Source organism: Alphaproteobacteria bacterium (assembly GCA_026400645.1).
In the GTDB taxonomy this organism is placed as follows: Bacteria; Pseudomonadota; Alphaproteobacteria; order Paracaedibacterales; family CAIULA01; genus JAPLOP01.
In genome coordinates, this window is record JAPLOP010000009.1 from 113,466 (window position 1) to 131,413 (window position 17,948).

The following is a 17,948-nucleotide window of genomic DNA, read 5'->3' on the forward strand; positions in this document are numbered from 1 at the left end:
ATAACATGAAAAGCTTAAAAGCGCTTCGGGATCAAATTAAGGTTGTCCACACAACACAAAAGGTGACCTCTGCCATGAAAATGGTGGCGGCGGTAAAATTCCGGAAAAATTATGTCCGCGTAAACATGATTCGCCCATATGCGGCAAAGTCGGTCCAAATGGTTGATGATCTGCTTTCCCAGGAAATTGACACAGAAATCCAATCCGTATTGCATGTTGGCGGAAAGGGCAAGCACCTGATTTTGATCATTAGCTCCGACAGGGGATTGTGCGGTGGATACAATTCATCGATTGCAAAAAAGGTTCGAAAAACCGCCCAGGATCTTGTTGATGATGACAAACCTTTTTGTCTTTCCTTTATTGGTCACAAGGTCTTTACGATTCTAAAGCGCGACTATGCCCCGTTAATGATGAATCTGTTTGACGATAGCCCCGTAACCAAGGGGGATTTCACCCTGTGTTTAGCGAAAAGATTGGCAGAAAAATTGATTGATTTGCTGGATCAGGGCGCCATAGGGTCAGCATCGATCATTGGGGCGCAGCTGGTCAACACGATGGTTCAAAAGGTTACGGAGGTTCCTTTGGTTCCGTTTGTGTCCTCAGACAGGGAAAATCATCCACAAAATTCCGATTATATCATCCTGGAACCAAAAACATCCGATTTGATACAAAGCGTTCTGATTCATAATCTAACAACGCAAATTTACCAAGCCCTACTAGAGAACGCCGCCTGCGAACAAGCGGCGCGCATGACAGCCATGGACAGTGCCACAAGAAATGCAGATAAGATGGCCCAAAAACTTAGGCTGTTTTATAATCGAACGCGACAAGCCCGCATCACGAACGAATTGATGGAAATCATATCGGGCGCAGAGACATCATAAGCAAGAACATATAGGAGACGTTATGACAACAGAGCTATCCCAGAAAAACAAAATAAACGACCCCTCGGAATATGGTATTGTTTCCCAGGTTATTGGGGCCATTGTTGATGTTTATTTTGAAAAAAACATTCCCTCGATTTTGAATGCATTGATGATTCCATCCAAGGACGAAGGGGTATCACCATTGGTCCTAGAGGTTGCACAACATCTGGGTGAAAATATCGTCCGTACGATCGCCATGGATTCCACAAATGGGTTGTCGCGCGGTGTGCATGTATATGACACAGGTCGGCCAATTACGGTGCCGGTTGGGCCCGGTACACTTGGGCGCGTGATGAATGTCGTTGGGGAACCCGTCGACGAACGTGGTCCCATTATAACTGATACCTACATGTCCATTCACCGATCGCCCCCTGAATTTATTGAACAATCCCCGGTCACTGAACCATTAAGTACCGGCATTAAAATTGTTGATTTATTAACACCGTATCCGCGCGGGGGCAAGATCGGCCTTTTTGGTGGGGCCGGCGTTGGCAAGACCGTTTTGATCATGGAACTTATTAACAATATCGCCAAGGAACATGGTGGGTATTCCGTTTTTGCTGGCGTTGGGGAACGCACCCGCGAAGGTAACGACCTGTACAAAGAAATGGCTGAATCCGGGGTTAATAAGCTGGACGGGGACGGATCAAAAGCCGCCCTTGTTTATGGACAAATGAACGAACCCCCTGGGGCCCGTGCCCGTGTTGCCCTGACTGGTTTGACGGTGGCCGAATATTTTCGGGATGTGGCCGGGATGGATGTGCTGTTCTTTATCGATAATATTTTCCGGTTTACGCAAGCCGGGGCCGAGGTATCGGCATTGCTGGGGCGGATTCCGTCAGCAGTTGGATACCAGCCAACGTTGGCTACGGAAATGGGACAACTGCAGGAACGCATCACGACAACCCTCAAAGGGTCGATCACCAGCGTTCAGGCCATTTATGTACCAGCAGATGATATTACGGATCCAGCACCAGCGGCATCGTTCGCGCATTTGGATGCAACGACCGTGCTTAGCCGGCAAATAGCAGAGCTTGGTATTTATCCAGCAGTAGATCCCCTGGATTCCACGTCACGTATTCTAGAAGCGGATATTGTCGGCGAAGAACATTACAGAGTCGCGCGAAGCGTTCAGAAAATTTTGCAAAGCTATAAATCCCTGCAAGATATTATTGCCATTTTGGGTATGGATGAATTATCCGAAGAAGACAAATTAATCGTTGCGCGGGCCCGGAAAATTCAACGATTCTTTTCGCAACCATTTTTTGTGGCTGAAGTTTTCACGGGAACCCCTGGCGTTTTTGTTAAACTAGAGGACACGATTCGCGGATTCAAAGGCATCGTGAATGGCGATTATGATCATATCCCCGAATCCGCATTTTATATGGTTGGAACGATCGAGGAAGTCTTACGAAAAGCTGACGCAATGAAAAAGGCAGCTTAAATGACTTTATTTTGTGTTGAAATACGATCCCCATCCGAACAGGTGTTCAAGGGGGACGTTCAAATGATTATAGCACCCGGGTCCGATGGTGATTTGGGACTTTTGGCCAATCATATGCCCATCATAACGATGCTTCGGCAGGGGCAGATTATCCTCAAGATGCCAAATGGCACCCCGGATCAATCATTCGCCATCGATGGGGGCTACCTCAGTATGGCGAATGATCTTTGTTCAATTTTGACCGTTGATGGTTCTACCGCCAGTGACGATGTCCAAAGGTAACCATCGATTCGTTCGCTAAAAAAATTTGCGACAGAACCGAAACCTTCCATCGCTTAATGGCCTTTATCGCTGTCCATCGGCTTGGATGCATGAGCATTCAGCTGGATAACCATAAAAATAAGAAGGATGGCAGATAGTGCTGGTAAAAACATGACAATTATCTTTGTTAAAAATTGACCCTATAAACTCAGCATAAATCAAAATAGTTAACAAATTGATAACGAACCCCATCATCGTTTATCCCGAGTTCGATGTAACAAGTCAATAAAACCCTAACAAAAGGAAGTCTCCCTATGGCTTGACCATAGGGTCCAGAGAAAGAAATTGATCTTTATCAACTGGGGCAACCTATAGGTTTCCCCAGTCAAGCCGGAGGAAAACTACGGTGGGATCTTGTTTTGATAACGAACCCCATCATCGTTTAGGGGGCTTTCGAAACTCTCTCTCGTAACAACCCCCACCGCTTCACATGTTCCCGTTTTTGGATCGCCATGCTCAGCGCCTTTCTTTGTCCAACAACGACGACCAACTTTTTCCCCCGTGTTATGGCCGTATAGACCAGCTTTTTTTGCAACATAATATAATGCTGCGTCATCAGGGGAATAATCACAGCAGGATATTCAGACCCCTGGGACTTGTGGATGGTCGTGGCATAGGCTAGAACAATCTCCTCCAGCTCCTGGGCCGAATAGGAAACATCCCTTGTATCAAAAGCAATCCCAACTTCGGATGTGTCCCTATTAATTTGCCGGATAAATCCGATGTCGCCATTGTAAACTTCTTTGTCATAGTTATTGACGATCTGCATAACCTTGTCGCCCACACCAAACGTTGTACCAAACCTTTCAATCGATTGACCGGGGTTTGGGTTCAGCGCCTGCTGCAATTCCTTGTTCAGGGTGTGTGTACCAATAATGCCCCGGGTCATGGGCGACAATACCTGAATATCCGACAGGGGGGATAATCCAAATTTCTGCGGGATCCGCGTTGTCACAAGTTTCAGGATGGCCCCCAGGGCATCTTCGGGTGTTTCAGTTTCAATAAAATAAAAGTCTGATTTTTCATCCGGGGAATAAGTCAAATCCGGCATGTATCCCTGGTTAATCGCGTGCGCTGTTGTGATGATCGTGCTGGTTGCCGCTTGCCGAAATATCTCTGTCAACTTGATCACGGGGATAACCCCAGAATCAATCAAATCGGCCAGCACTTGCCCCGGGCCTACGGATGGCAGCTGATCCACATCCCCAATCAGAAATAATGCAGAGGAGGAGGGCAGCCCCCGCATCAGTGCCTGCATCAACGGAACATCCACCATCGACATTTCATCCACGATCAACAGATCGCAGTTCAGGGGGGAATCATCATCCTTTAGGAATTGACCTGTCACTGGATTCATCTGTAGCATCCTGTGAATCGTCTTGGCCTCGACCCCTGTGCTTTCCGTCAATCGTTTGGCGGCCCTTCCGGTTGGGGCGGCCAGCATAATATCCAGTTTTTTAGCATTCAGAATTTTTATTATTGCATTCACCAACGTTGTTTTCCCAACACCCGGCCCCCCAGTGATGATCATCACTTTGGATGACAGGGCTGTGGTGATTGCCTGTTTTTGACTGTTGGAAAGCTCTATGGCAAGATTTTTTTCCACCCATCCAATAGCCAGGTCAGAGTTAATCACGGGCCAGGGTAGGGGGCCCTGTTGCAATTCATGGATTCGGTTGGCAATTGTAATCTCAGCCAACGCAAGACGTTTCAGGAATACATAGGATGTATCACCGCTTTCTTCCAAGACGACTGACTTTTGCTTAATCTCAAGGTCAAGCGCCTCCGCGATTAGATCCAGCGGGATTTCCAACAATTTTTGACACAAGACAATTAAATCACCTTTGGGAAGGCCGCAATGCCCATCGTGCTCCATCGCTGTTGTCAGCGCATGGGATATGCCCGCCCGAGCCCGAATCATAGATGTTTTGCTGATCCCAACTTTTTCTGCAATCGCATCAGCGCTGGTGAACCCAATTCCCCGAATGTCTCTGGCCAATTGATAGGGATTGTTGGTGATAATTTTGATCGCATCGTCGCCATATGTTTTATAGATTCGAACCGCCCTGCCTGTGCTGATCCCATACCCCACAAGAAAGATCATAATATCCCGGATCGATTTTTGTTCAGCCCATCCCTGAATAATCATTTTAATACGCGATTCTCCAAGGCCGGGAACCGTTCGTAAACGATTGGGCTCCTCCTCGATAATACGCAGGACATCACTGCCAAAGGCTTTCGCTAGTTTCTTGGCCACAACGGGCCCAACCCCCTTGATCATACCGGATCCAAGGTATTTCTCGATCCCCTCAAGTGTAGCCTCTGTCAGGGATGGAATGACGGTCTTGATGGATGTCGCTTTGAACTGTTGTCCATATTGGGGATTATGAATCCAGGTGCCTGTGGCTTCGATGGATTCCCCAGCCCGGATGGTGGGCAGATGTCCGATAACGGTAGTTAGGGTTGAATCCTTTTTGGCTTTGCTATTTTTGCCCTTGGTTTTAGTTTTCTCGTCCTCGGTTTTATCGAGAGCTATTTTCAACACACAAAATCCGCTTTCCTCGCTATGGAATGTGATGCGTTCCACTGTGCCAGCGATGGATTCCAAGGTGGGGGCGGGGAGAATTGATTGGGGCACCGATCAATACTCCTTTTCAAGGAGGGCAAGATAAGGCTCGAAACGATAGAGTTTATTTCGTTTATGAATGATATTTTGTGAAACGATGTTGTGGTTCACAAATTCTTTCAGCACATTCTGTATCGTATTATAAGCCTTGCCGAGCTTTTGGCTCATTTCTGCAATGCCCGTAACGGGCTGACCAAACAGAAACCCAAGGGCGCTAGATGCGGTATCTTTCATTCTTGCAAAGCTTATTTCTGTTTGTATTAAATCTTGCAGCCTTATTTCCAAGGTCTCTATTTCCCTTGCCCGTATATGTGCATCGATAGCGCTATCCCTTATGGCCTCAAGGTAATAAGTGACCCATCCTTCAAAATCACCATGCGTTCGGACGCGATCAAGTCGCTGATAATAGTCAAGATGATGTTTTTTGAAATAATAGGAAGGATAAAGAATGGGTAATTTTAAAAGGCCGCCATTGATCAGCATTAATACAATGAGCAATCTACCAATACGTCCGTTACCATCCAGGAATGGATGAATCATTTCGAAATGAACGTGGGCAAGGCCAGCCTTGATTAGGGGTGGCAAATTAGAGGATTCGTTAATGTAGCGTTCTAAGCCACTCATTAGATTTGGTATCTCTTGGGCGGGTGGCGGAATAAGGTCACCAACACGCACCGACTGTTTTCGAAAATGACCAGGGGTTGATTTGTCTCCATCTCCTGTTGACATAAGTGCTTCATGACTTTTAAGAATAACCCTATTAACAAGGGGCAGTCCCTGATCTTGTATCATCGTCAAAGCTGCATCCAAAGCTTGCGTATAATTCAGGACAAGTTGGGTCTCTTTGCTGGGTCTGGAATCTCCCAGGGTGTGGGTAAATACATCAATCAGGGTCGTGTGGATTCCTTCGATGGACGAAGACAATAAAGCTTCTTTAATGACATAGGCTTTGATGAACCGTTTCGGATCTGGTAGTCTTTGACTTGTTTCATTGAGCTGCCCCAGCGCATAACTGGCTTCCCCATAAAGGGACATCATTTCGGCATTAATTTCCAAGGGTGGATTCTTTGGGGGTAGGGAATGTGGTATAAAATAGCGCAATTCCCCCAGAGTTTGGTAAAGACCTGTTTCACGCACTGAACTTTCACGCATGGGACAACCAATTTTCATTTTAAGGACTTATGTTGAAATGAGCATAGAGGATGAGGAGGAGAATTTCAATATCAATGGTTATACGGAAATTCATGTTGGATGTATTGGATAAAATAATGCCAGCAGAATCAATAAAAAATGAATTTTATCAGTCCTTGATTGAGACGCCTTTGGGGCCCATGGTTGTAATTGCAGACAAAAATGGCCTTTACCTTTTAGAATTTGTTGATTGGCATGGCTTGGAACACACTATAAAAAATCTTTGCCTTAAAACAGAAGCCATGATTATCACTGGCAGTGCTGATCCAATCCTGTCTATCGGGGATGAGCTTTCATCCTATTTTGGCGGATCGCTTCAGGAATTTAAAACGCCCCTCCGCCCGATTGGTACCCCCTTTCAAAAGCTTGCATGGTCAGGGTTGATGCGTGTTCCATACGGTCAGACCCGAAGTTACCGCGACCAAGCTACATCCATCGGAAAGCCAACAGCCACCAGGGCAGTTGCAAATGCCAATGGCGCCAATCCCATAGCGATTGTGATTCCCTGCCATCGTATCATTAACAGCAATGGCGATCTTGGTGGTTATGGGGGTGGCATTGCCCGCAAAAAATGGCTAATCAATCACGAGAAACAGCATGGATCATAATATGATTAAGGAAATTCGATTCGCTTTACACAGCAGCATCAGTATTCCGCAAGAACGGGCTTCAGCTTTTTTCAAAACGGGCCCCGGCGATTATGCTGAGCATGACCAATTTATGGGTGTTACTGTTCCTAATTTACGGAAGATTTCTAAACGGTTTTCTGACCTGCCCTTGGCGTGCATAAAAGACCTTTTGTCATCCAAAATCAACGAAGAACGATTTCTTGCTCTTTTAATTTTAGTGGATCAATATCAAAAATCCACTGAGCAGGGCAGGGTGGATCTATATCAATTTTATATAAATAATTTACACCACATCAATAATTGGAATCTTGTGGATACGTCAGCACATTTGATTGTTGGGGCCCACTTATGGGACAAGGACAGGAATATACTGCTCAGCCTTTCAGAGTCAAACAACCTTTGGGAGCGGCGCGTATCAATTGTATCAACATGGGCCTTCATCAAAAAGGAGGACTTAGTGTGGACTTTTCAGATTGCCAGGCTTTTGTTGAATGACAATCACGACTTGATTCATAAGGCTGTTGGTTGGATGCTGCGGGAAGCCGGCAAAAAAGACGAGGGTGAGCTTGTAGGATTTCTAAGGTATCATTCAGGGGTTATGCCACGGACAATGCTGCGGTATGCAATTGAAAGACTTCCACAAGATCAGCGGAAATTTTACTTAGGTTGTTGAGGTATATTATTTTATAAATCCTGTGTCCATTGATTAATCTGATGGACACAGGGCGGATTATCTTAAACTATAGAAATATCAGGCGCGTCGACGGCCTTCATTCCGACAACGTGATATCCAGAATCAACGTGGTGAGTTTCACCGGTAACGCCACTTGAAAGATTGCTCAGCAAATACAATCCAGCTCCGCCGACATCTTCAAGGGTCGTATTTCTTTTAAGCGGAGAATTATGCTGATTCCATTTAAGAATATATCGGAAATCCCCAATACCAGAGGCTGCCAATGTTTTAACAGGGCCAGCAGACAGCGCATTAACGCGGATGTTTTGTCCACCCAAATCAACTGCCAGATAACGGACACTGGCTTCCAGCGCGGCTTTTGCAACACCCATAACGTTATAATGCGGCATAACACGTTCTGCACCATAATATGTTAACGTTACAAATGAACCGCCATCTGGCATAAGCTTTGATGCTTCCCGGCATACTTCTGTAAAGGAATAGCATGAAATATCAAGTGAATTCAGGAAATTAGAACGGGACGTATCGGCGTATCGTCCTTTGAGCTCTTCTTTGTCAGCAAAAGCAAGCGAATGCACAACAAAGTCGATTGTGCCCCATTTTTTTCCTATCTCAGAAAAAGTTTGTGCAACCTGACCTTCTTGGGTCACATCGCATTGCAACACAGTGTCTGATCCCAAAGATTCAGCAAGTGGCGTAATCCGCTTAAGTAGCGCATCTGATTGATACGTAAAGGCCAATTCAGCACCCTGACTTGCCAAGGCCTTGCTTATTCCCCAGGCCAAAGAAAGATCGTTGGCAACGCCCATGATGACGCCGCGTTTTCCTTGCATCAGCAAATTTTCCATAAATCCTCAAAAAAATTTTATATAATTTATTGTTAAATAATGACCGATGCTGCAGTTTGATTCAAGTATTAATCCCTTGTCGATCCCTTTAAAAACGGCCAGGCGACAGCAATTCATGTTTTTTTAGAAATTTCTCAAGGGTTTCTTCTTGTCCCAAGGAAACCCCAAGGCCAGCATTTTTAAACAAGACAGCCACCAGGGGCCAAATTTTTTGGTTGGCTGGCGTATCCAATTCGGGACGATAATTCTTGAAACATGTCCAGCTGTCCTCTGAATTACTTTGGATATAGTGGCAACTTTTTTTAAGGGCTTTTTGGAACCGTTCGATGGATGCCCCCGACACATGGGGGCCACTGACCAGAATCATGGACGCAAAAGAGGGAATTCCCAGCTCCTCGATCGGATAGACATGAATAGCATTATCGTGATTTTTGATATCTTCTAATTCATAAGAACGAAACGCATTAGTGATAGCATCAACCTGGCCCGATAAAAATGCCATCACCAGGGCCTGTCGTGTATAAATTAATTCAATTTCATCCAGTTTGATCTTTTGATTTCCCAGAACCTCCTTCAGTACGGCACACGAAAAACCACAGCCACTGCTTGCGTGACCAATATACTTTCCTTTTAACTGGTCAATGGGAAAACGACTAATGAGCACCTCCAGGGGTTCGGGGACCAAGCAAAAAACGAATCTAAGGTCCAATCCTCTGCTTTTTTGGATAAGCCACTGAGGCTGGTTCGTGATGGCAAAATCTATGTGCCCCGCGGCCGCTTGTATGCATCCCTCTAGTGATCCAGATACTGGAATGAGCTGAACATCAAGTCCATTTTCCCTGAAGAATCCTTTTTCGATTCCAATGATTAGGGGGGCATGATGGGGGTTTAAAAACCAATCGAGAGACACCTTGATGGTGGTTAAGGACGCAGCCTGTGAGAGCGTCGAGTATAAAAAGAATATAACGATTGCACGAAACATTGCTGGGTCTAACCTTGGATGGGCCAAAAAATAATTTTCCTCTCAAGAAAAAGTACCATTTTTTGGATGGTGAATGTGATTGAAATCAGCACAATGATGCAGGCAAACAATAAATCGATCTGAAGGCGTCCATGTGACACCATAATAAGATACCCAAGCCCAGAGCTTGCCCCCATCCATTCCGCAGCAACAACCGTAAGGGGTGCATGAATGGAGGCTATGCGGATCCCGGATAATAAGGCCGGCAGGGCCGCCGGCAACCGTATATATCGTAACGTCTTTCCGTGCCTCCCCTGCATACTGGCGGCCATATTCAGCCATCCCTGCGGGGTTCGTTTCAGCCCATCCCAAAGGCAGGTTGTAATTGGAAAATAACACGACAATGCAACAACAATAATTTTTGGCAAAATTCCAAATCCGATCCATATCAACAAGATTGGCATCAACACAAACGATGGTGTCGATTGAATAACAATCAGAAAAGGATAAATCCAAGGGCAAAGTTTATGAAAGCGATCCAAAGCAAGGGCCGTTCCTATGCCCCCAATCAGGGCGATTGAAAACCCCATAAGCATTTCCGACAGACTGATTAACGCATGCCAGCCAATCAGGTCAAATTTCTGGCACAGACACAAAAAAACTGCTGTCGGATTTGGCAGAATGTAGGGCGGAATTCGTCCAATGGAACAAAGCCCCTGCCAAAGGGACAGAAAAAACAGCAAAATAAAAAATCTTCTCAGCATGGCGATTTATGTGTACAGAGAGTGCAAAAATTGTGTGGCGTTTTGCCAAAGAGCTTGATTTTCCAGGGGGCGCGGCGTTGGTGCTGATGATAACAAACTTTCCATTTCGGCGACTCGATGCGCCTTGCTTGGGGTACCCTTTAAAATATAAATCACCTCTGCCAAGCGAATAACATCCGAAACATCGTGCGTTACCAACAAGATCGTTTTACCTTGAAGCGTTTTTACCGCGTATTCTTGCAGCTCTGTTTTTGTTTTGGTGTCAAGGGCGGAAAATGGTTCGTCCATCAAGATTAAATCCCGATCTTCCATCAATGTTCGGGCCAGGGCAACTCTCTGTCGCATGCCAACGGACAACTGATGTGGATACTGCTGGGCATAATTCCCAAGGCCCACGGCTTTTAACATTTCTAGGGCTTTGTCTTGGTTTTGGGGTTCGCCCCGCAGGAGCGCCCCGAGCGAAACATTGTCCAAAATCGTGAGCCAGGGCAATAATAGGTCTGTTTGGGCCATATAGCTTACAGTCTTGCCAGATAATCTCGCCAAAAAAAGCAACAATGTTGTCTTGCCAGACCCACTGGCACCCATAAGGCATGTCCATTTACCGATAGGCAATTGTAGTGTTTGCTCCGCAAGAATGGGCTCTGTGCATCCGGTATAGAAAAAACGGGGCACATGAAATGAATAGTTTTTATTTTCCAAGGTTATGCCATATCCATTTCAAATGATTTTCCAGGGAAACACCCCATTGTCATCCTCGGGTCAAGCCCGAGGATGACAAATGCGCGAGATGACAAATGTTGGGAGTCATCTAAAAGCGGTATGCCCATACTGACATCATCATTATAACTTGATAATACGAATACGATATTTCAGATCCACATCAGCATTGGGACCAATGTGTACGGTCCAGTGAATACCGGTTTGGGTTTGTTGGTGGCTTGTGTTTTCCCTAACGATGGTTATCTCTGTTTTTTCGGGCGTATCCAGAACCACTTGGATTGCAATGGGCTGATCTGATCTGTTTCTAAGGTTTAACCGAAAGCTTTCTTCGGACATTTTATCCGTTAATTTTTTATATTCTGTTTGATCGAGTTCCGTTTCGATTATCTTGCACATCGAATCCCTATCATCATGAGAGAAATTTTTTTCTGATTGGTGGGATGGAATAAGCAACTCAACGTCCTTTCCAACAGGAGTATGAGGTATAGAAACTTTCCCCAACATTTCCAGAAATCCTTTCTCGTCACGGCTGTAAAAAACCGCCTCTCCGGGAGGAAACCATAATCCTAATCCATTGTTTGGATTGTTTGCAAAAGATATCCAGGTTTCAACCATTGGATGGGGGCGGCCCTTTACCTCTTCCAAATAAACGCCACCAACTGCCAAATGATATGATCGTCTTACTTCTATGTCATGACTGGATGCCCAGTTGATTTGCTTGACAGAATGTGCGGGAATGTTCGTCAATTGATTAATGCTATAAGCATACTGAGAGTGGGGCAGACAAGCCCCCTTTGCTTCCTTCGATTGAAACAGAAAAACAGGCGCCGCCCCATCAACCAGCTGAACATGGGATTTGTTAAAATTTAGATGTGTATTATTTGTGATAATGATCCAGCTGTTTATATTGACTGTATTGTACGATGGCGAAAGTTCAATCGTATAATAAACCTGCCACGTTAAATCTTTGAACATATAAAGCAGTTGCAGCAAATGATTCGTATGATTATCTGAGCTATTCAATGTTAAATTGAGCGCGGACGTGTATCCATTTTCAGGAATCAGAGTATATTCCTTGATCGGAATGTTTTGCTTGTCAATGGCGCTACCAATCATTAGTGTGTTTGGAAAAATTGTTTGCGCAATGGGAGAGATATGATAGGTGTGCTCTCCGGTTTGTGCTGACAATGATCTGATCTGCCGAAGGAGGCTGGCATCTTTGTAAATCGTTAAATACGTATCCTGTATGCTCCCATCCGAATGAGTATGTACCGGTGGTTGTGTTGGCAATGCCCCGCCGATTACACCCTGAATGCCCAGCAACAGTATAAAAATGAGAGAAGATTTTTTCATGTCTTGCCTAATTTGTTATTTCTTTTATGGTTATATGACCAATTCAGACGATTCCCCTTTGTCATCCCTAGGTGATTCAATTGGGAAATCTTCTACAGTGAATATAGATTGAACAGATCGCGGTACAGAATCAAGTGAATTAATTGGATCCAATCCTTTTGGGTCTAAACTGGAATCCATAAGCTGTAGTTTTCTGGCGGAAACCATGACCCTTCTCTCTAGCGTTCCAACTGTTGAATTATACGAATCGACAACTTGATGGATGTGCCGACCAAGCCTGCCAACATGACTGTTCATATCACTAAGACGTTTATAAAGTTCTCTTCCTAAATCACTGATTGCCTTTGCATTGTCAGCCAGGCTTTCTTGTCGCCACCCAAAAGCCACAGCCCTTAAAAGCGCAATCAGCGTTGTCGGCGTTGCCAAAATAACCCGTTCCTTGACGCCATATTCGATCAGGCTTGGATCCCGTTCCAGGGCAGCACTAAAAAAAGCTTCACCTGGCAAAAACATGACAACAAATTCTGGTGTGGGACTAAATTGTTCCCAATAGGCACGCCCGCTTAAAATTCGGATGTGTGATCGTACTTGCCTTGCATGGGCATCAAGATACTCCAACCTTTGTGCATCGGTTGTCGATTCAATTGATTCTAAATAGGCCGCAAGGGGTGTTTTTGAATCAACGATAATTTGTTTGGATCCTGGAAGGCGCACAATCATATCGGGTCGAAAGCGCCCATCCTCGGATGATGATTGTTCGATGAAATCACAATGAGAGATCATGCCAGCCATCTCAACAACACGCTTTAATTGCATTTCACCCCATTGCCCGCGGGTTGTTGGACTTCTAAGGGCTTTGACCAAGCTGGCCGTTTCGCCCTTTAATTCTTTTTGGGTGGAAAGCAAGTCTGTCATTTGTCGACGCAAATCACTGTAAGCATCGATGCGTTCTTTCTCCAGTTGGGTGATTTTTTGATCAACCTCATGCAGCGATTTTTGCACCGGGCTCACCAAATCCAGAACGGCTTTTTGGCGTTGATCCAGGTCTGTTTTTGACCCTTCTAAGAACTTTTCCAGACTATCTTTGGCGACCGTTAAAAAAACCTGATTATTTTCTAAAAGCGCCTTATTGGATAAGTTTTTAAATGTTTCGGCGATGTGGGTTTGGACCTCCTCCAGGGTTTTGCTTTTTTCCTGGGTGATTTTTCGTTCCAGATCCAGTGTCGTTTTTAATTGTGCGTTTTCTATGGACAACATTTGGCTTGATTGTTTGAGCTGCTCAAAAGCATTCTCAACATGAACAAGGCGATCAATATGGCTTTCCAAGATTTGACGTTGATTGTTTTCCTGTCGCAGTTCTTCCTGTATACTATCTAACCGACACCGCAATGTGCGTTTTTGCCAAAAAAAGATGGCTGTCATTACAATAGACACTAATAAAAATGACAAAAGAAGAATGAATGGAAACAAGGCACAACACTTTTTAATTTACTGTACAGCCTTAGTACCCTATTTATAGAGCCAGCACAACATTAAATAAATCAAGCTCAATACAATTTCATGCCCAAAAAGGAGTTTTTAGCAAATGATAAAACAAATTCTTGTTGTCAAAGAAACCCGAGAAGGGGAGGCACGTGTCGCCTTAACGCCGGCCGTTATTCCTTTGTTGCGCTCTCGACACTATCGACTATTGGTTGAAACGGACGCCGGATTAAAAGCAGGATTTACGAATTCTGACTATATCAAAGCTGGCGCTGACATTTTTTCTCTATCAGCAACAGGATTCCCGGCTGATACTTTGATATTGCGGGTTAAGCGTCCTGACAAAGCGCGTGAACTTTTAGAAAACAAATTATTTCATGAAAATACTTTCATGATGGGTTTTCTGGACCCACTTTATGAAAACGACCACGTTGCAGCGTGGCAAGCATTAGGCATTACAACATTTTCGGTGGGATTATTTAAGGGCTTATCAATCAATGATCCCAAAAATATTCAGGCCGCAATGAGTCGCATTGCAGGAAGATTGGCATTTCAAGATGGATTGAAACGCTATAGGGGGAAGAATCCCGTAAAGCTTACCGTGATTGGTACGGGACCAGCGGCATTTAGTGCAACTTTTGAAGCCAGAAAAGCCGGCATACCTGTTCAGGTATTTGGAAGACAAGAACGTTATCGGGCAGAACTAGAAGCATCAGGAGCCATCTATCACATTTTGCCAGAGAAATCCTTGAGCCAGATCAGATTCATTCGGCATTATTTAATAGAAGAAACAATTGTAATCACTGCTGCTAGAGTACCTAAAGTTAGGGCGCCTTTATTGATTGATGAAGAAAGCCTAAGCGTTTTACCAAAGGGAGCCATCGTTATTGATCTTGCTGTAAATGATGGTGGAAGTGTTGTCGGGTCTAAGAGTGATCAGGTTGTTGTTTCCAATGGAATCTCTATCGTGCACGTTTCTGGGTATCCAAAATCAGAACCAAGGGCCACAAGCGAATCCTATGCTCAGTGCTTGGCTAGCTTACTTGCTGAGGTTTTATCCCCGGGCGGAGAGTTGTTGCTTGAGCATGAATTGCTGAAGGAATGCTGGGTCACACATAAGGGGGAACGTAATCCTTCACTTTTTTAATCAGACAATTTGAGAAATCGGAGCGTTATGGTGATTCGCCAAAAAATGTGATATAAATACATTAGACATCAAACATTTAACAAGGAGCATTTAATATGTCTGAACGATTTGACGATCAACCGATTTGGCGCGCAGCCGGTGGGGCCCATCAACGTGATATCGATGTTGGCCTTAAGGATTACATGGTGCGTGTATACAGCCATATGGCGACTGGCCTGGCATTAACTGGGCTTGTTGCATTCTTGGCAGCCTCGTCCCCTGAATTTATGCAGGCGATTTTTGGAACCCCGCTCAGCTGGGTGGTTATGTTGGCCCCGCTCGGGATGGTACTTTTTTTAAGCGCACGGATCGCAACGCTTTCGCTGCAAACAGCAAAGAATCTGTTCTGGGTTTATTCAGGGGCAATGGGATTGTCGTTGTCCTCTATCTTTTTGGTTTATACAGGCCAAAGCATTGCGCGTTTGTTTTTTATTAGCGCGTCTGTCTTTGGTGCGATGAGCCTTTATGGATACACAACGAAAAAGGATCTAACCGCATTTGGGTCATTCCTGATGATGGGATTGATGGGTATTTTTGTTGCATCGATCGTGAATATCTTTTTGGGAAGCTCGGCTATGCAGACGATGATTTCGATCATCGGAGTTTTGGTTTTCACGGGGTTAACAGCCTATGATACGCAGAAAATCAAGGAACTCTATTTTGCAGCCGACAGTAACGACGTTGCTGGCAAGAAAGCCATCATCGGAGCATTGAATCTGTATCTGGACTTTGTGAACCTGTTTATCATGCTGTTGCAATTATTCGGCGATCGTAAATAGGGATGCATTAAAAACGCAACTCGTACAAAAGCCGTTCAGGAAACTGGGCGGCTTTTTTAATGCCGGGAATAGGTAACGGGGGGAATTTGGTGCGCCCAAGAAGAGTCGAACTTCTAGCCTTCAGATTCGTAGTCTGATGCTCTATCCAATTGAGCTATGGGCGCTTGTCTTTCGATTCACTATTAGTACAGAAAATCGCCGAGGTTTTCAACAACTTTTTGACAAAGAAAAAGGCCACAACATAATTATTGCGGCCTTTGTCGTGTTAAGCAGTGTTATTGCACTTGTACGGCAGCAACGATTGCATCAACAGCTGGTGCAGTTACTGCAGCAGCAGGAACTGTTAGCTTGCTGTCAGCATGTGCTTCGGCAACAGGGGCAACAACAGCTACTGCTGCAACGCCATGAACAACTGGACCGGCTTGCTTGTTAAGTGCTTCTGTTGCAGCGTCTGCAGCTTTTTTGTGCTTTGCATGGTGATGATGCTTGCTAGCCTTTTTTGCAGCCTTTGGAGCAGCAGCTTTAGCAGCTGTTGCAGGTGCAGCAGCTGCATCTGTTGCAACGGCTGGTGTAGCAGGAACAGCATGTGTATCTGTTGGTGTGGATGCTTGTACTGCAGTTGATAGCAACAAAGCGACGGCGCTTGTAAATAGAACTTGTTTCATAGCAAAGGAACTCCCTTAAAAGACATTTTATCTAAAAATTGTTATAAATCATTCCCGACAATGCGAGGAGGATCTACAATAAAGGTATACAAAGTTCCCCCCGGAATCATTAAAATTCTGGGACAAGGGATCAAAGGTTTTTTGCACAGTGTGACATTAAGTCACCATTTTATGTGTGAGGGGACTAGGGTGATATCATTTTCAAAAATAATCACTCAATCACTCAATCACTCAATCACTCAGGTCATGGATGGCCACACTCTCTTCGTTCGTTCGCCATGACGTCATGGCTGACGCGTAGAATCGGATGGCCCATCGGACTTCGCCCTTCTCATGCAGGGCGTCATGGCGAACGAACGAAGGTGGGGATGGTCACGTCCGAGCCAACGCCGTCATGGCGAACGAACGAAGAGAGTGTGGCCATCCAGGAAACACCAATCGATAGTTCATGAAATGGTATTGTTTGCCACTGCCACCTCCGCCGCCTCTGCCGCCTCCTCCTTTTTATCCATATACGTTTGAATCAACCCAAAGTGCGTTCGGATCAATTCATCCGGCATGGTTTCGATGGATTTTCCCATTTTTGTCATATAATCAATCACCTGATATGTCATAAAGGACACATCATCATCAGGCGATCCCATATAGGGTTTTAAACATTCTGTTTTGTAACCATATTCCTTGATTTTATTAATCCCCACAGGTTGCCATTTATCGAGAATAGAGTACCAAAATAATCCAACCCCGATTCCATCAACGGCCATGCTGGGGATTTGAAGTGCGCTTGGAAATTGACTAAAAGTTGAAAGAGTGTTTGCTGATCCCCCCATGAACATTGCACCATAATAATTGAGGCCCCTCATAAACAAATTTGTTGAATGGTGATTGTCATCAAAATCAAATTCATTAGATTTGTAACCATAATACCAATCATAAAGGCTGGTCAGATCTTTTGTGATGATGCTGCGGTAAATAGATTTCTTAACAAATCCATAAGCCAAACTTGCCCCAACAGAAAGGGCGGTCGTCCATTGGTCGGATAGGGGTGTGTGTTCGGACAAAATATTTTTGCTGGAATCATACAATAATCTTGCCTCAACCGCCCCGATAATCAAGGAGAAAGCATGAGATACATGCCGTGCCACTTTTCGAAGGTTTGGTTCTTCTTGATTGGGGTGGATAGGATTATGTTGACGACTGAAATACACAATGCGGTATGATGGACCCATAAAATCGGACCACTTTTAAAAAATTCAAAGTGTGAATCTCTCCCCAGATTACCCTATAAAATAACACGAAAAACAGGAGAGAAAAAATTATGAATGGACGCAAACACACAGCTGAATTTAAAACGAA

Annotated in this window: 18 protein-coding genes and 1 tRNA gene; 8 read left to right on the forward strand and 11 right to left on the reverse strand. The window is 44.8% G+C overall.

Translation table 11 applies throughout. The features are described from left to right. The first annotated feature begins 5 nt into the window (after window positions 1–5). Genes atpG through NTX76_01550 form a run of 3 tightly spaced genes read left to right on the forward strand, consistent with a single transcriptional unit; the run spans window position 6 to window position 2,652 of the window. Window positions 6–884: an ATP synthase F1 subunit gamma gene (gene atpG / locus NTX76_01540; GenBank protein ID MCX7337953.1), complete on the forward strand. Its 879-nt coding sequence runs from the start codon at window positions 6–8 to the stop codon at window positions 882–884. A gap of 22 nt (window positions 885–906) precedes the next feature. Then, on the forward strand, window positions 907–2,370 hold the full coding sequence (gene atpD, locus NTX76_01545) for a F0F1 ATP synthase subunit beta (GenBank protein ID MCX7337954.1): 1,464 nt from the start codon (window positions 907–909) through the stop codon (window positions 2,368–2,370). Further along, window positions 2,371–2,652, forward strand: a complete 282-nt coding sequence (locus tag NTX76_01550) for a F0F1 ATP synthase subunit epsilon (protein MCX7337955.1) — start codon at window positions 2,371–2,373, stop codon at window positions 2,650–2,652. It begins immediately after the preceding gene. Window positions 2,653–3,073: 421 nt separating this feature from the next. Here the strand turns inward: NTX76_01550 and NTX76_01555 are convergent, their stop codons facing one another. Then, window positions 3,074–5,329 (reverse strand): ATP-dependent RecD-like DNA helicase, encoded by a 2,256-nt coding sequence (locus NTX76_01555; GenBank protein MCX7337956.1) that lies wholly within the window; start codon window positions 5,327–5,329, stop codon window positions 3,074–3,076. Window positions 5,330–5,332: 3 nt separating this feature from the next. Next, entirely contained in the window at window positions 5,333–6,469 is a 1,137-nt protein-coding gene (locus NTX76_01560) for a Fic family protein (protein ID MCX7337957.1), read from the reverse strand. Window positions 6,470–6,519: 50 nt separating this feature from the next. On the opposite strand from NTX76_01560, the gene NTX76_01565 reads away from it, so the two are divergent. Together NTX76_01565 and NTX76_01570 are read left to right on the forward strand one after the other, a co-directional pair. Beyond that, window positions 6,520–7,116 carry a methylated-DNA--[protein]-cysteine S-methyltransferase gene (locus tag NTX76_01565; GenBank protein ID MCX7337958.1) on the forward strand — a complete coding sequence of 199 codons (597 nt, stop codon included), beginning with the start codon at window positions 6,520–6,522 and terminating at the stop codon, window positions 7,114–7,116. Window position 7,117: 1 nt separating this feature from the next. Next, complete coding sequence (locus NTX76_01570; GenBank protein MCX7337959.1) at window positions 7,118–7,810, forward strand: DNA alkylation repair protein; 693 nt, start codon at window positions 7,118–7,120, stop codon at window positions 7,808–7,810. Window positions 7,811–7,872: 62 nt separating this feature from the next. Here NTX76_01570 and fabI read toward each other — a convergent pair whose 3' ends face one another. From fabI to rmuC, 6 genes are all read right to left on the reverse strand, one after another. Further along, window positions 7,873–8,679, reverse strand: a complete 807-nt coding sequence (fabI, locus tag NTX76_01575; protein MCX7337960.1) for an enoyl-ACP reductase FabI — start codon at window positions 8,677–8,679, stop codon at window positions 7,873–7,875. A gap of 88 nt (window positions 8,680–8,767) precedes the next feature. After that, on the reverse strand, window positions 8,768–9,661 hold the full coding sequence (locus NTX76_01580) for an ABC transporter substrate-binding protein (protein ID MCX7337961.1): 894 nt from the start codon (window positions 9,659–9,661) through the stop codon (window positions 8,768–8,770). Window positions 9,662–9,669: 8 nt separating this feature from the next. Next, window positions 9,670–10,404, reverse strand: a complete 735-nt coding sequence (locus NTX76_01585; GenBank protein MCX7337962.1) for an ABC transporter permease — start codon at window positions 10,402–10,404, stop codon at window positions 9,670–9,672. 6 nt (window positions 10,405–10,410) lie between these two features. Then, entirely contained in the window at window positions 10,411–11,106 is a 696-nt protein-coding gene (locus NTX76_01590; protein ID MCX7337963.1) for an ATP-binding cassette domain-containing protein, read from the reverse strand. Window positions 11,107–11,247: 141 nt separating this feature from the next. Beyond that, window positions 11,248–12,480, reverse strand: coding sequence for a hypothetical protein (locus NTX76_01595; protein MCX7337964.1), 1,233 nt, complete (start codon window positions 12,478–12,480; stop codon window positions 11,248–11,250). A gap of 30 nt (window positions 12,481–12,510) precedes the next feature. After that, the gene (gene rmuC, locus NTX76_01600) at window positions 12,511–13,902 is read right to left on the reverse strand and encodes a DNA recombination protein RmuC (protein MCX7337965.1); all 1,392 of its coding nucleotides are present in this window, start codon (window positions 13,900–13,902) and stop codon (window positions 12,511–12,513) included. A gap of 163 nt (window positions 13,903–14,065) precedes the next feature. Here rmuC and NTX76_01605 point away from each other — a divergent pair, with 163 nt between their 5' ends. Beyond that, window positions 14,066–15,109, forward strand: coding sequence for a hypothetical protein (locus tag NTX76_01605; GenBank protein ID MCX7337966.1), 1,044 nt, complete (start codon window positions 14,066–14,068; stop codon window positions 15,107–15,109). 182 nt (window positions 15,110–15,291) lie between these two features. Further along, window positions 15,292–15,927 carry a Bax inhibitor-1/YccA family protein gene (locus tag NTX76_01610; GenBank protein MCX7337967.1) on the forward strand — a complete coding sequence of 212 codons (636 nt, stop codon included), beginning with the start codon at window positions 15,292–15,294 and terminating at the stop codon, window positions 15,925–15,927. Between the two features lie 87 nt (window positions 15,928–16,014). On the opposite strand, the gene NTX76_01615 is transcribed toward NTX76_01610, so the two are convergent. Together NTX76_01615 and NTX76_01620 are read right to left on the reverse strand one after the other, a co-directional pair. Beyond that, window positions 16,015–16,091: transfer RNA gene (locus NTX76_01615), tRNA-Arg, on the reverse strand. Window positions 16,092–16,202: 111 nt separating this feature from the next. Further along, window positions 16,203–16,592 carry a hypothetical protein gene (locus tag NTX76_01620; protein MCX7337968.1) on the reverse strand — a complete coding sequence of 130 codons (390 nt, stop codon included), beginning with the start codon at window positions 16,590–16,592 and terminating at the stop codon, window positions 16,203–16,205. A gap of 278 nt (window positions 16,593–16,870) precedes the next feature. Between NTX76_01620 and NTX76_01625 the strand changes: the two genes are divergently transcribed. Then, window positions 16,871–17,044 (forward strand): hypothetical protein, encoded by a 174-nt coding sequence (locus tag NTX76_01625; protein ID MCX7337969.1) that lies wholly within the window; start codon window positions 16,871–16,873, stop codon window positions 17,042–17,044. Here NTX76_01625 and NTX76_01630 read toward each other — a convergent pair. Continuing rightward, window positions 17,039–17,821, reverse strand: coding sequence for a hypothetical protein (locus NTX76_01630; GenBank protein ID MCX7337970.1), 783 nt, complete (start codon window positions 17,819–17,821; stop codon window positions 17,039–17,041). The genes NTX76_01625 and NTX76_01630 overlap by 6 nt on opposite strands. Window positions 17,822–17,948: the final 127 nt, after the last annotated feature.